Origin of the sequence: Roseovarius sp. M141 (assembly GCF_024355225.1) — a bacterium.
Lineage (GTDB): Bacteria > Pseudomonadota > Alphaproteobacteria > Rhodobacterales > Rhodobacteraceae > Roseovarius.
Window position 1 is genome coordinate 2,015,265 of sequence record NZ_VCNH01000008.1, and the last position, 14,146, is coordinate 2,029,410.

Annotated in this window: 13 protein-coding genes and 1 tRNA gene; 12 read left to right on the forward strand and 2 right to left on the reverse strand. The window is 61.7% G+C overall.

The features are described 5' to 3' along the window. Positions 1-16 precede the first annotated feature (16 nt). From sufB to FGD77_RS13895, 9 genes are all read left to right on the forward strand, one after another. Positions 17-1,555 (forward strand): Fe-S cluster assembly protein SufB, encoded by a 1,539-nt coding sequence (sufB, locus tag FGD77_RS13855; RefSeq protein ID WP_255010650.1) that lies wholly within the window; start codon positions 17-19, stop codon positions 1,553-1,555. A gap of 47 nt (positions 1,556-1,602) precedes the next feature. Continuing rightward, complete coding sequence (locus tag FGD77_RS13860) at positions 1,603-2,385, forward strand: FkbM family methyltransferase (protein WP_255010652.1); 783 nt, start codon at positions 1,603-1,605, stop codon at positions 2,383-2,385. After that, entirely contained in the window at positions 2,382-2,981 is a 600-nt protein-coding gene (locus FGD77_RS13865; protein ID WP_255010655.1) for a hypothetical protein, read from the forward strand. Before FGD77_RS13860 ends, FGD77_RS13865 begins: the two co-directional genes overlap by 4 nt. Positions 2,982-3,014: 33 nt before the next feature. Further along, a complete protein-coding gene (gene sufC / locus FGD77_RS13870; protein ID WP_255010657.1) occupies positions 3,015-3,770 on the forward strand; it encodes a Fe-S cluster assembly ATPase SufC in 756 nt (251 codons plus the stop codon). Continuing rightward, positions 3,770-5,056 (forward strand): SufD family Fe-S cluster assembly protein, encoded by a 1,287-nt coding sequence (locus FGD77_RS13875; RefSeq protein WP_255010659.1) that lies wholly within the window; start codon positions 3,770-3,772, stop codon positions 5,054-5,056. Before sufC ends, FGD77_RS13875 begins: the two co-directional genes overlap by 1 nt. Beyond that, positions 5,056-5,541 (forward strand): YIP1 family protein, encoded by a 486-nt coding sequence (locus FGD77_RS13880; RefSeq protein ID WP_255010660.1) that lies wholly within the window; start codon positions 5,056-5,058, stop codon positions 5,539-5,541. Before FGD77_RS13875 ends, FGD77_RS13880 begins: the two co-directional genes overlap by 1 nt. Further along, positions 5,538-6,134: a Yip1 family protein gene (locus FGD77_RS13885; protein WP_255010661.1), complete on the forward strand. Its 597-nt coding sequence runs from the start codon at positions 5,538-5,540 to the stop codon at positions 6,132-6,134. The genes FGD77_RS13880 and FGD77_RS13885 overlap by 4 nt, the downstream gene beginning before the upstream one ends. Then, positions 6,134-7,354, forward strand: a complete 1,221-nt coding sequence (locus tag FGD77_RS13890; RefSeq protein ID WP_255010662.1) for a cysteine desulfurase — start codon at positions 6,134-6,136, stop codon at positions 7,352-7,354. Before FGD77_RS13885 ends, FGD77_RS13890 begins: the two co-directional genes overlap by 1 nt. A 54-nt stretch (positions 7,355-7,408) precedes the next feature. Next, positions 7,409-7,485: transfer RNA gene (locus FGD77_RS13895), tRNA-Arg, on the forward strand. Between the two features lie 50 nt (positions 7,486-7,535). On the opposite strand, the gene FGD77_RS13900 is transcribed toward FGD77_RS13895, so the two are convergent. After that, positions 7,536-8,933: a M20/M25/M40 family metallo-hydrolase gene (locus FGD77_RS13900; RefSeq protein ID WP_255010663.1), complete on the reverse strand. Its 1,398-nt coding sequence runs from the start codon at positions 8,931-8,933 to the stop codon at positions 7,536-7,538. Between the two features lie 257 nt (positions 8,934-9,190). Between FGD77_RS13900 and hemA the strand changes: the two genes are divergently transcribed. The 3 genes from hemA to ispG all read left to right on the forward strand — a co-directional run bounded on the left by hemA (position 9,191) and on the right by ispG (position 13,011). Further along, entirely contained in the window at positions 9,191-10,414 is a 1,224-nt protein-coding gene (hemA, locus tag FGD77_RS13905) for a 5-aminolevulinate synthase (protein ID WP_255014229.1), read from the forward strand. 110 nt (positions 10,415-10,524) lie between these two features. Continuing rightward, positions 10,525-11,805: a helix-turn-helix domain-containing protein gene (locus tag FGD77_RS13910; RefSeq protein WP_255010664.1), complete on the forward strand. Its 1,281-nt coding sequence runs from the start codon at positions 10,525-10,527 to the stop codon at positions 11,803-11,805. A 78-nt stretch (positions 11,806-11,883) separates the two neighbouring features. Continuing rightward, positions 11,884-13,011 carry a flavodoxin-dependent (E)-4-hydroxy-3-methylbut-2-enyl-diphosphate synthase gene (gene ispG, locus FGD77_RS13915; RefSeq protein ID WP_255010665.1) on the forward strand — a complete coding sequence of 376 codons (1,128 nt, stop codon included), beginning with the start codon at positions 11,884-11,886 and terminating at the stop codon, positions 13,009-13,011. Positions 13,012-13,060: 49 nt separating this feature from the next. On the opposite strand, the gene FGD77_RS13920 is transcribed toward ispG, so the two are convergent. Then, positions 13,061-13,861, reverse strand: coding sequence for a DsbA family protein (locus FGD77_RS13920; RefSeq protein ID WP_255010666.1), 801 nt, complete (start codon positions 13,859-13,861; stop codon positions 13,061-13,063). Positions 13,862-14,146 lie beyond the last annotated feature (285 nt).

The window sequence follows — 14,146 nt, forward strand, 5'->3', positions numbered from 1 at the left end:
TACGGGAGACTTGGACATGACGGTATTGGATGAGGCACGGACCCACGAGGATGTGGTCAAGGAGGGCGTTGACCAAGACACGGTCGACCGCGTTCGCGAGGTGGGCGGTGCCTACAAACATGGCTGGTCCACCGACGTCGAGATGGAATATGCGCCGAAAGGCCTTACGCCCGATATCGTGCGCCTGATCTCGGAAAACAACGAAGAGCCAGCGTGGATGACCGAATGGCGCCTTGCCGCCTATGAGACATGGCTGACCAAGACCGAGCCTGACTGGGCGATGGTCGACTATCCCGAAATCGACTTTCAGGATCAGTATTACTACGCGCGGCCCAAGTCGATGATGGTCAAGCCGAAATCGCTGGACGAGGTCGATCCCAAGCTGCTGGCGACCTATAGCAAGCTGGGCATTCCCTTGCAGGAGCAGGCCATTCTGGCCGGCGTCGAAGGCGCGGGCGAGATGCCTGCCGAGGCGCGGAAGGTCGCCGTCGATGCGGTGTTCGACTCGGTTTCCGTCGGGACGACATTCCAGAAAGAGCTGCTTGAGGCGGGGGTGATTTTCTGCTCGATCTCCGAGGCGATCCGCGAGCATCCCGAACTGGTCAGAAAGTATCTGGGCAGCGTCGTGCCGGTGAATGACAACTTCTACGCAACGCTGAATTCGGCTGTGTTCTCGGACGGCTCATTCGTCTATGTGCCGCCCGGCGTGCGCTGCCCCATGGAACTGTCGACGTATTTCCGCATCAATGCGGAAAATACCGGCCAGTTCGAGCGTACCCTGATCATCGCCGACAAGGGCAGCTATGTCAGCTATTTGGAGGGCTGCACGGCGCCCCAGCGGGACGAGGCGCAGCTGCACGCCGCGGTCGTCGAGATCATCATCGAGGAAGACGCCGAGGTGAAGTACTCCACCGTTCAGAACTGGTATCCCGGTGATGAGAACGGCAAGGGCGGCATCTACAACTTTGTCACCAAGCGGGCCGATTGCCGCGGCGACCGGGCCAAGGTGATGTGGACGCAGGTCGAAACCGGGTCCGCGGTGACGTGGAAATACCCCAGCTGTATCCTGCGCGGCGATGACAGTCAGGGCGAATTCTATTCCATCGCCATCGCCAACAACATGCAGCAGGCCGATACCGGCACCAAGATGATCCATCTGGGCAAGCGCACGAAATCGCGCATCGTCAGCAAGGGGATCAGCGCCGGGAAGGCGCAGAATACCTATCGCGGTTTGGTAAGCATGCACCCCAAGGCCAAGGAATCGCGCAACTATACGCAGTGCGACAGCCTGCTGATCGGTGATAAGTGCGGGGCGCACACGGTGCCTTATATCGAGGTCAAGAATAACTCGTCCCGCGTGGAGCATGAGGCGACGACGTCGAAAGTGGACGATGACCAGATGTTCTACTGCCGCCAGCGCGGCATGGACGAGGAAGAGGCGGTGGCGCTGGTCGTCAACGGGTTCTGCCGCGACGTTCTGCAAGCCTTGCCGATGGAATTCGCCATGGAAGCGCAGCAACTGGTCGCGATCTCGCTGGAAGGCTCTGTCGGGTAAATCAGGTGCCGCTGCGGGGGGATCATATTATGCCGGGGAAGGCAGGGATGGGTGATGTCGTTCTGCCTCTTCCGGAGCTGACGGATGAGACGTATTTCAACATCGCGTCCGCGCGCGCGGCGTTGGCCGCTGGTTTGCCGGTGGCGTTCCCTCCGTTCGAAGTGCTGCATGTGCCGCAGATGGAGCTGAGCCTGTGCCTGAACATGGCGCGCGATCCGATCCAGAACGCTTGGCGCAATGGTGTGTTCTTTGAGGCGGATGAGTTGGATCTGTTAGAGGATCAAATTAAGTGTGGATCGCATATTATTGATATCGGGGCAAATGTTGGTAATCACGCGCTCTACTTTGCTACGCGAATGGCGGCGCGGCGCGTGATCGTGGTGGAGCCTAATCCGCTTGCCGTGGCGCCGCTGATGGCGAACGTGCTGCTGAACCGCTTGGACAGTGTCATTGATTTAAGTTTGCTTGGCGTTGGTCTGTCGGATGCCTCGCGGGGTGGGTTCGGTATGAAGCGCCACGACCGCAACCTTGGCGCGACCAAGATGTTTGAGGGCAAGGGCGATTTGCAGGTGCATGCGGGCGATGATCTGCTGGAGGGCGAAGCGCCGGATCTGATCAAGATCGACGTGGAGGGAATGGAGATAGAAGTTCTTTCCGGGCTGGAACGTATCATCTTGACGCACCGTCCAGTGATCCTGATCGAAGTCGATGACCAAAATGCGCAAGCGTTTGAAGAATGGCGGATCGCGCATCGCTACGATGTCGCACACACTGTTCGGCATAGCCGCAAGAACTGCAATTACCTGCTGACCGCAGGAGGCGCTGCATGACCGTGTCCCAAATCGACCGCCCCGAACTGACCATGCCCGAGGCCGAAGCCGCGCGTGTGGCCCGCGCCTATTCCGAGGCGGAAGTGATCTTGGAATACGGCTCGGGCGGCTCGACCGTTATGGCGTCAGAGATGGCTGGAAAGACGGTCTTCTCCGTAGAAAGCGATCAGGCTTGGGCCGAGATGATGCGCAGCTGGTTTGTGCAGAACCCACCTGCGATAGGCGCCCGGGTTGACGTGATTTGGGTTGATATCGGCGAGACGGGCGAGTGGGGCAAACCGGTGAACACTAGCGGCTGGCGCCGCTATGCCGAGTATCCGCTGTCAGTCTGGCAGCGCGAGGAGTTCCGCCAGCCCGATGTCGTGCTGGTCGATGGCCGGTTTCGCCCCGGCTGCGCCATGGCGACGGCGTTCTGCACCCGCAAGCCCGTCACGCTGCTGGTCGATGACTACAGGCGGCGCAAGGGCTACCACGCGATCCAAGAGTTTCTCGGCGCCCCCCGTCTGATTGGCCGTATGGCCGAATTTGATGTGGCGCCGATGGCCGTTCCACCCGATCGGTTGTTGCCGATCATAAAGATGATGATGCGGCCCTGAGTGGCCTTGAGAGTTTAGTTGAGAGGAAAAAAGATGCTTGAGATCAAGAACCTGCATGTCGACCTTGAAGATGAGGACAAGTCGATCCTCAAAGGTGTGGATCTGACCGTCGAAGCGGGCAAGGTGCATGCGATCATGGGGCCGAACGGGTCTGGAAAATCGACGCTCAGCTACGTTCTGTCGGGGCGTGACGGCTATAAGGTGACAGACGGGACCGCGACGCTGGAAGGTGTCGACATCCTGGAGATGGAGCCAGAAGAGCGCGCGGCGGCAGGCCTGTTTCTGGCGTTCCAATACCCGGTTGAGATCCCCGGCGTGGGAAACATGACCTTCATGCGCACGGCGCTGAATTCGCAGCGCAAGGCGCGCGGCGAGGACGAGATGAGTGCTGCCGATTTCCTCAGGCTGATCCGCGCCAAGGCGAAGGATCTGAAAATCGACGCTGACATGCTGAAGCGCCCGGTCAACGTCGGCTTTTCGGGCGGTGAGAAGAAGCGCAACGAGATCCTGCAAATGGCGCTTCTAGAGCCGAAGATGTGCATTCTGGACGAGACGGATTCCGGGCTTGACGTCGACGCGATGAGGCTGGTCAGCGACGGCGTCAACGCGCTGCGCGATGCGGGGCGCGGTTTTCTGGTTATCACGCATTACCAACGGCTTCTGGATCATATCAAACCTGATTTCGTACATATCATGTCGGATGGGCGCATCATCAAGACGGGCGGTCCCGAACTGGCCGTCGAGGTCGAGAAGAACGGATATGCCGACATTCTGGCGGAGGTGGCATAATGGCTATGGCAAATCTCAGACAGTCCCAGACGGAGGCACGGCTGGATGCCGTGACGTTGCCGGATGGCGCGGGCTGGTCGCAGGCCGCGCGCAAGGACGCGTTGGCGCGGGTGCGGGCCATGGGCCTGCCGCAGCGGCGAGATGAATATTGGAAATTCACCCGCCCCGATACGCTGACCCAGGCGGACGCGCCTGAGGCGGCGCTGTTCACCGGGGATGATCGGCCCGTTTTTGACGAAGTGGATCGCCTTAAAATCGTTTTTGTCGACGGTGTCTTTGACGCTGGCGCCAGCGATGATCTGACCGCCGACGGCGTGACGATCGAACGGCTGGCAGATGCGGTGCAGACTGATATCCACTGGGCCAAGGATCTGTACGGCGCCCTAGAACAGCGCGGGCAGGACCCGGTCCATCGCCCCTTGGCAACGCTGAATACGGCGGCTGCGACCGACGGGGTGCTTATTCACGTCACTGGCCACGCAACGCGCCCGGTGAGCCTGATTTATCGCCATGAATCAACGACATCTGACGCGATCCTGCATCATGTGATCAAGTTGGATCCGGGCTCGGAAATGACCCTGTTGGAAAATGGTCCGGCGGCGGCCCGACTGAACAACGTGCTGGAGGTCGATATCGGCGATCGCGCGTCGTTCCATCATGTGCGCACGCAAGGCCGCGATTATCAGCGGCGCGAGGCGACGCATGTCTTTGCCCGGTTGGGGACTGAAAGCCGGTTCAAATCCTTCACGATGACCGCCAACGGCGCAATGACGCGCAACGAATGTGTGATCGAACTGACCGGTGACGACGCTATGGCACATGTCGCGGGCACGTCGATGGGCGATGGGGATTTTCATGACGACGACACCGTCTTTGTGACCCACGACGCCCAGCGTTGCGAGAGCCGCCAAGTGTACAAAAAGGTGCTGCGCAACGGTGCGACGGGCGTTTTCCAAGGCAAGATCCTGGTCAAGGCCGGTGCGCAAAAAACCGACGGCTATCAGATCAGCCAGTCACTGCTGCTGGACGGTGACAGCCAGTTTCTGGCCAAGCCGGAGCTTGAGATTTACGCCGATGACGTCATCTGCTCGCACGGATCCACATCGGGCGCGATTGACGAGGATGCGCTGTACTATCTGCGCGCCCGCGGCGTGCCCAAGGGGATTGCGACGGACCTTTTGACACTGGCGTTTCTGGCCGAGGCAGTGGACGAGATTGAGGATTTCGCCTTGCAGGACGAGATCAAGCTGCTTCTGGAAGGCTGGCTGGAGCGGCGGCGCGCCTGATGCCCGCTGCGCGCGACATCGTGGCGACGTATCGTGGCCCCGGCGCCGTGATGCGCCGCCTGTTGGCCATGGGCCAGCGCGAGGATCGCGCGCTGGTGATCCTGATGGCGGGCTGCGTGGTGATGTACATCGCGCAGTGGCCTCGTCTGGCACGGCAGGCGTACATGACGGGCGAGGAGCTTAATCCGTTGCTGGGCGGTGCACTGCTGGCATGGGCGTTTATCGCGCCGTTGATCTTCTATGGTATCGCTCTGATCAGCCACTGGATTGCGCGGCTGGCGGGCGGAAAGGGCACGAGCTTTGGCGCGCGCATGGCATTGTTCTGGGCGCTGCTTGCAGCCAGTCCTCTGGTGCTGTTACACGGTCTTGTCGCCGGATTTATCGGGCCGGGACCGGGGCTGACCGTGGTTGGCGCCGCGTGGCTGGTGGCCTTCGCCCTCTTCTGGGCGCTTGGCCTGCGCGAGGCGGAATGGGGCCGTATATGAACACCAAGCTGGTTTCGGACCTGTTCGTGCAGACGCTGTTTTCCCCGCGCGCTGCGGCGGACCGGATCATGGCGCTGTCGCTGCCGCGCGAATGGCTGTGGATGGCGTTGGCGTTGATGAGCGTGTTGAACGGCATCGTTTATTCGGTGTCGCTGTCTATGGGTCCACAGAGTGATCCGCAGACGGTGCAGATGATCCCGCCTGCGTTTCAATCGCCCGCCTTGTTTACCATGTTCCTCTTTGGCGCTTTGATCGTCACGGTGATGGCGCTGACTTGGGTCGGGCGTAGTTTGGGTGGCGCGGCGCAGATTCCGCAGGTTCTGGCGTTGATCGTTTGGATGCAGGTGCTGCGCCTGGGCGTGCAACTGGCGCTGTTGGTCCTGATGCTGGCGTTACCGCTGGGCGGGCTGGCGCTGGTGATGATCGCATCGGTCTGGGGGCTGATCATTTTGGTCGCCTTCATTGATCGCGCCCATGGATTCGATAATATTTTCAAATCGATAGTCGTTTTGGTTTTGGCCGTTCTGGCCATGGTCGTCGGCCTGTCGGTAATCCTCAGCGTCCTTGCGGCGGCTGTGATGGGAGGGGCGTGATGCTGGATATTCAAAAGGTGCGCGGCGATTTTCCGATCCTCACGCGCGAGGTGAACGGCAGGCCGCTGGTTTATCTGGACAATGGCGCCTCGGCGCAGAAACCACAGGTGGTGATCGATGCGATCACCAATGCCTATAGTCAGGAATATGCCAATGTTCACCGGGGCTTGCACTATCTCAGCAACCTTGCGACCGAGAAATACGAAGGCGTGCGCGCCATCATCGCGCGGTTTCTGGGCGTGCGGAACGAGGCACAGATCGTGCTGAATTCGGGCACGACCGAGGGGATCAACATGGTCGCCTATAGTTGGGCCATGCCCCGGTTTCAGCCCGGCGACGAGGTGGTACTGAGCGTGATGGAGCATCACGCGAATATCGTGCCATGGCATTTCCTGCGCGAACGGCAGGGGGCGGTCCTGAAATGGGTCGATACCGACATGAATGGCGCACTGGACACGCAAAAGGTGATCGACGCCATCGGGCCGCGTACCAAGCTGGTGGCAATTACACATGCCTCCAACGTCTTGGGGACAAAAGTTGATGTAAAGGCGATCTGCACCGCCGCGCGTGCCAAGGGCGTGGCCGTACTGGTGGATGGCAGTCAGGCGGCGGTCCATATGCCGGTCGATGTCGAGGATATCGGCTGCGATTTCTATGCCATCACGGGGCACAAGCTGTACGGCCCTACCGGCTCGGGCGCGATTTATGTGCGCCACGAACGGATGGCCGAGATGCGCCCATTCCTGGGCGGCGGCGACATGATCCGCGAAGTGACAAAGGAAAATGTGACATATAACGATCCGCCGATGAAGTTCGAGGCCGGCACGCCCGGCATCGTGCAGACCATCGGGCTGGGCGTTGCGCTGGAATACATGATGGGGCTGGGGATGCAGAATATCGCCGCCTACGAGAACAGCCTGCGCGACTATGCGGCGACGCGGCTGGGCGGATTGAACTGGCTTCAGGTGCAGGGGCAGGCGCCCGACAAGGCGGCGATCTTCAGCTTTACCATGGACGGGGCGGGCCATGCGCATGACATTTCGACCATACTCGACAAGAAAGGCGTCGCCGTGCGCGCAGGCCATCACTGCGCCGGGCCGCTGATGGACCATCTGGGCGTTACCGCCACATGCCGCGCGTCGTTTGGCCTCTACAACACCGAGGCCGAGGTCGACGCGCTGATCGACGCGCTGGAGCTGTGTCACGATCTCTTCGCGTAAGGGCTGGATTTATACGTTGCGGGCCGGGCGGCGCGCAGGTATATCGCGCCGCAGGCACCCATAGCTCAGCTGGATAGAGCGCTGCCCTCCGAAGGCAGAGGCCATAGGTTCGAATCCTATTGGGTGCACCACATCTTTTTTGAACCTATGGCCGCCGCACCGCCGATGGGCGCGCGGTTTCTCAGGCGCCCTTGGTGGATGTCAGCGCATCCAGGATGCGCGCCCAGCTGCGCGTGCCTTTGTGAAAGCTTTCCATGTCGTATTTCTCGTTCGGAGAGTGGATGGCGTCGTCGTCCTTGCCAAAACCGATCAGCATCGCGGTCATGTCCAGAATTTCGCCAAAATGTCCGGCGATGGGGATCGATCCGCCGCAGCCGACATAGGCGGCCTCTTCGGGCCATTCCTGGGAAAGGGCAGTGCGCGCGGCCTCGAACGCGGGATCGGAGATTTCCATCACGCTCGCGCCGCTGTTGCCGTGGCCGACAAATTGCGCGGTGCAATCCACCGGCAGCGCGGCCTTGACGTAGGCGCGGAACGCGTCGCGGATGGCATCCGGATCCTGCCCCGCAACCAGGCGAAAGCTGATCTTGGCGCTGGCCTGGCTGGGCAGCACGGTCTTGAACCCGTCGCCGGTGTAGCCACCCCAGATCCCGTTGACCTCGGCTGTGGGTCGCGACCAGATCATCTCGAGCGGCAGGCGCCCATCCTCGCCCGCAGGCTGGCTGAGGCCGACATCGCCGAGGAACCGCGCGTGATCGAATCCCAGCCCCTCCCATTGTGCGCGCACATCGGGCGTGAGGTCCGGGATGCCATCGTAAAAGCCGGGCAGGGTCACGCGTCCGGTGTCGTCATGCAGCCCGGCCAGAACCTTGCTCAGCACACGGATCGGATTGGCGGCGATACCGCCGAAAAAACCCGAGTGCAGATCCTTGTCGGGGCCGGTGATGGTGACCTCGTCGCTGACCATTCCGCGCAGCATGGTGACGATGGCGGGGGTTTTCGACTGGAAAAGCCCGGTGTCGCAGATCAGCGCGATATCGGCGCGCAGTTCCTCGGCGTTCTCTTGCATGAACGGGATGAGGGACGGCGAGCCTGATTCCTCTTCGCCCTCAAAGAAAAACGTTATGCGGCAGGGCAGGGTGCCGTGGACCTCGCGCCACGCGCGGCAGGCTTCGACGAAGGTCATCAGCTGGCCCTTGTCGTCGCTGGTGCCGCGCCCGCGAATAACCTCGCCGTTGGGTGTCTGCTCGACCGCGGGATCGAACGGATCGCGCGTCCAGAGCGGCAGCGGATCGACCGGTTGCACGTCGTAATGGCCGTAAAACAGAAGGTGTGGCGCCCCCTCGGGCGCATCCTGCCCGGCGTGGGCGACAACCATGGGGTGCTTGGGCGTCTTGCGCTTTTGGGCAGCAATGCCAATACTTTGCAGATCGGCTACCAGCCAGTCGGCGGCGTCCTGACAGGCCTGTGCATAGGCGGGGTCGGTCGAAATCGAAGGGATGCGCAGGAAGTCCAGCAGGCGCGCGGTGGCGTCCGGCATTTGCGCGTCGATACGGGCCAGAACATCGGTCAGGGACATGGTGCACCTCAATGTGGAATTTGGCGGCAAACCTATCAGCCCCCGCCGCGCTGTCCAGACGCAGGCTCTTTGCCATGCGGAAAATCATCACCTCCCTTGATGCAGGTCAATGCGCGGCGCGGCAATTTGTACCCTGTTGCAAGGAAAAGCTGCTGGCTATATCAAATGATATGAACCAAGGAGCGGCGCAACGATGCCGCCCGGCCCGCGTTTCCTGCCGGCCGCGACCAAGGAAAGGAAGCCCGTTGAATCAGCCCATTGATTACACGGCAAAGTTGGACGAGGCGTTGGATCGCCTGCACGGCGAAGGCCGCTATCGCACCTTCATTGACATCGAACGGCGCCGCGGCCATTTCCCCCACGCAATCTGGAAGCGCCCCGACGGGACCGATAAACCCATCACCGTGTGGTGTGGCAACGACTATCTGGGCATGGGTCAGAACGCCGAAGTGCTGGCCGCAATGCACGAGGCGATCGACGCCACCGGCGCGGGATCGGGCGGCACCCGCAATATTTCAGGCACCACCGTCTATCACAAGCGGCTGGAGGCCGAGCTGGCCGATCTGCATGGCAAGGAGGCGGCGCTGCTGTTCACCAGCGCCTACATCGCCAATGATGCCACGCTGTCGACCCTGCCAAAGCTGTTTCCGGGCCTGATCATCTATTCTGACGCGTTGAACCACGCCAGCATGATCGAGGGCGTGCGCCGCAATGGCGGGTCCAAGCGTATTTTCCGCCACAATGACGTGGCGCATCTGCGTGAACTGATGGCCGCCGACGACCCTGACGCGCCCAAGCTGGTGGCCTTCGAATCGGTCTATTCCATGGACGGCGATTTCGGCCCGATCGAGGCGCTGTGCGACGCCGCCGACGAATTCGGCGCATTGACCTATATCGACGAGGTCCACGCCGTCGGTATCTACGGCCCGCGCGGCGGTGGCGTGACCGAAAGGGACCGCCTTGCGCATCGGATTGACATTATCAACGGCACATTGGCCAAGGCTTACGGCGTCATGGGCGGTTATATCGCGGCCTCCGCACGCATGTGCGACGCGGTGCGCAGCTATGCGCCGGGGTTTATCTTTACCACGTCGCTGGCGCCTACCATCGCGGCAGGAGCGGCCGCAAGCGTGGCATTTTTGAAACGCGACCAGTCTCTGCGCGCTCAGCATCAAACGCAGGCGAAGATCCTGAAGCTCAGACTGAAAGGGCTTGGATTGCCGCTGATCGACCATGGCAGCCACATCGTGCCCGTTATGGTTGGTGACCCCAAACATACCAAGAAACTCAGTGACATGCTGTTGGAACGCCATGGAATCTATGTGCAGCCGATCAACTTCCCCACGGTGCCCCGCGGGACAGAGCGGCTGCGCTTTACACCGTCGCCGGTGCATGGCCCGGGCGAGATAGATCACCTGGTAAATGCCATGGATGAGCTATGGAGCCATTGTGCGCTGAATCGTGCCGAGATGAGTGCCTAGATCCGCAAAAGGTGCAAATCGGCTTGCGATATGCTAGTATGCCTGAAAACAAAGGGCACGGTCGAATCGAAGGTTTGGCCTAGGCTTATCGACATTGAGGGGCAGCTTGCATGATATTGCGTCGGTTTTCGCGAGGCACATCAACCACGGAGGCAGAATCACGCGGTTTTGACTCGTTTGATCTGCGCCTCGGTGATCTGATGCGCGGCGAGCGGGCGACGATGGGCAAATCACTGCTGGATGTTGAACGCGAGCTGCGAATCAAGGCCAGCTATGTCGCCGCCATCGAGAATGCCAATCCCGACGCTTTTGATACCCCCGGTTTTATCCCTGGCTACGTGCGGTCCTATGCCCGTTATCTGGGTATGGACCCCGACCGCGCCTTTGTCGCCTTCTGCAAGGAAAGCGGGTTTTACACCGCGCATGGCATGTCGGCTGCCGCATCGTCGGTGCGCCGCAGCGATGCGTCTGCGCCGCGTGCAGCAGGGCGCGGCGATGCCCGCCTGACAGCGCCCGGTACGCCGTTCATTCCCGCCAGCGAAAGCATCCTGTCCCGGATCGAGCCGGGGGCAATCGGTTCCGTTGCCGTGCTGATCGCGCTTATTACGGCCATCGGTTATGGTGGCTGGAGCGTCCTGAACGAGGTGCAGCGCGTGCAGGTGTCGCCGGTGGAAAACACGCCCGACGTGCTGGCGGATCTTGATCCTCTGGCCGATGCGCGCGGCAGCAACCGGACGGCCACCAGCGATGGCACAGGCGATGATGTGATCGCCGCCGGGGCCGGGTTCGGCTCGCCCGAGGGGGACACGCTGGACCGGCTCTACCGACCCGAGGCGCTGGACGTGCCGGTTCTGGTCGCGCGCGACGGCCCGATTTCCACGCTGGATCCGATGCAAGGCGGCACGCTGCCCGGCGCCACCCAGCCAACTGCCCCTCGCGCCATCGCCGAGGCGCCCAATCCTCAGCCGAATGCGATCGATGCCGTCATCGCTTCGGTCGTCAGCCCGCAGGTCGTGGCCGATCCGATGGCCGGCGTGCAGATGGTCGCTGTGCGCCCGGCATGGGTGCGTGTGCGCTCTGCCGATGGCAGCGTCATTTACGAGGGCATCATGAACGCCGGCGACACCTATGATGTGCCGCTGACCGAAGTGCCGCCGACGCTGCGCGTGGGCGAATCTGGTGCGATCTATTTCAAGGTGGCCGGTCAGCATTACGGCCCGGCGGGCCCGAAGGGTGCCATCACTGCCAATCTCGCGCTGGCGCCCGAGGGGCTGACAGGTCTGCTGACAGTGGCCGATCTGACGCAGGATTCCGATCTGGAGCGCTATGTTGCCCAGCTGGACACCGCGGCCGAACGCCTTCCCGGCACGCAGCAGACTCTCAGCGATTGAAGCGGGCGCCGGATCGTCCTATCTGACATGTGACAATGAAACCGGCAGGCCACACCCGCCGGAGGAAGGACCGCCGCAATGTCGCTGAACCCCATTCGCCCTTGGCGCAACATCGAACGTCGGCAAAGCCGCCAGATCCATGTCGGCAACGTGCCGGTTGGTGGTGGTGCGCCGATTTCAGTGCAGACGATGACGAATACCCCCACGACGGATGTCGCCGCGACGGTTGCCCAGATTCAGGCGGCGGCGGATGTCGGCGTCGACATCGTGCGCGTCTCTGTCCCGGACGAGGCGTCAGCCAGGGCGCTGAAGGATATCGTGCGCGAAAGCCCGGTGCCGATCGTCGCCGACATCCATTTCCACTACAAACGCGGCATCGAGGCCGCCGAGGCGGGTGCCGCCTGTCTGCGGATCAATCCGGGCAATATCGGCAGCCCCGAGCGCGTGCGCGACGTGATCGCCGCCGCGCGTGACCATGGTTGTTCGATCCGCATCGGCGTCAATGCCGGCAGTCTCGAACGTCACCTGCTGGAAAAATACGGCGAGCCGTGCCCCGACGCGATGGTCGAGTCCGGGCTGGAGCATATCCGCATTCTGCAAGACAACGATTTTCACGAATTCAAGATCAGCGTTAAGGCGTCCGACGTTTTTATGGCCGCTGCTGCCTATCATCAGTTGGCCGAGGCGACGGACGCACCGATCCATCTGGGCATCACCGAGGCCGGCGGGCTGATCAGCGGCACGGTCAAATCGGCCATCGGAATGGGCAATCTGCTGTGGGCGGGAATCGGCGATACGATCCGCGTCAGCCTGTCCGCCGACCCGGTCGAAGAGGTCAAGATGGGGTTCGAGATCCTGAAATCTCTCGGCTTGCGGCACCGCGGCGTCAACATCATCAGCTGCCCCAGTTGCGCGCGTCAGGGCTTTGACGTGATCAAGACGGTCGAGGCGCTGGAGCAGCGGCTGGAACATATCAAGACGCCGATGAGCTTGAGCATCATCGGCTGCGTCGTGAACGGGCCGGGCGAGGCGCTGATGACCGATGTCGGGTTTACCGGCGGCGGGGCAGGGTCTGGCATGGTCTATCTGGCGGGCAAGCAGAGCCACAAGCTGAGCAACGATCAGATGATTGACCACATCGTTGAGCAGGTTGAAAAGCGTGCTGCCCAGATCGATGCGGAAACCGCGCAGGAAGCGGCTGAATAGCGCCGCCACAAATCAGCGCCGACCCTGTACGGGACGGCGCCAAAGCGTTTTAGCCGCGCAAATCTGCGACAATCTCGCGCATGCCGTCCAGCGGGACGTATCCACGCAGCAGCTGGTCCTGCATGACAAAGGACGGCGTGCCGGAAATCTGCAGCTGCTCGCCCAGTGCGCGGTTTGCCGCGATCACGGCGCTGACGTCATCGCTGTCCATATGTCCGGTGATCTTTTCGGCGTCCAGTTCCAGCGTTTCGGCCAGACTTGTCAGGCCGTCGACCGACAAATCCCCCTTGTAGGACATCATCGCGTCATGCAGCGATTTGTAGGCGTCCGCACCCAGCACCTGCTGCGCCGCGATGGCAAAGCGCGAAGCCACGACTGACTCGGGACCCAGAATCGGGAATTCCTTGATGATGACGCGGATATTTCCGTCGCTCGCGATCAGTTCTTCGACCTCGGGAAAGGCACGGCGGCAGTAGCCGCAACGGTAATCCATAAACTCGACAATGGTGATGTCGCCGTCCGGATTGCCGCCGACCCAAGAATGCCCGTCATCAAAGATTGCATCGAAATTGGCTGAAATCAGATCTCCGTCATTGGCGCTTTGCAGGTCCTGTTGACGCTGCTCCATGACGGCGGCGGCCTCAAAGATGACCTCGGGATTCTCCAGCAGATAGCTGCGCACCCGCGCGCCGAATTCCTCGTCGCTCATCTGGGCGATCTCGGTGGTGTCGGCCTGGGCTGTCTGGGCGGTGGCCGAGTATGCGGGCGGGGCGCTTGGGGTGACCAGCGCGGTCAGTGCGGCGCCGGCGACGATTATGCCGACCCCGGTCAGAATGGCGGTGCGGTTCATTTCGATAACTCCGTTATGTCATGGCCGGTCTATTTCCGGGCGGCTTTGACGGCAGAAAGCATATCCTGCGACGGTTGCCAACCACCCGGCCCGCCGAGCAACCAGCCCAAGGCGCGGCGTGCGTGGGTTTTGGCATCCTCCTGACGATCAACTACCGTATGTGGCGGCGGCAGGCCTCCCGGCAAAGTGTGGGGCCTCGCGCGGGGCAATTCAACCCGGCGGGCTGCCGCCCCGCGCTATTGTGATCGCCGCGCCGTCGTTGTGATGAAAATTGGCGCCGATGGG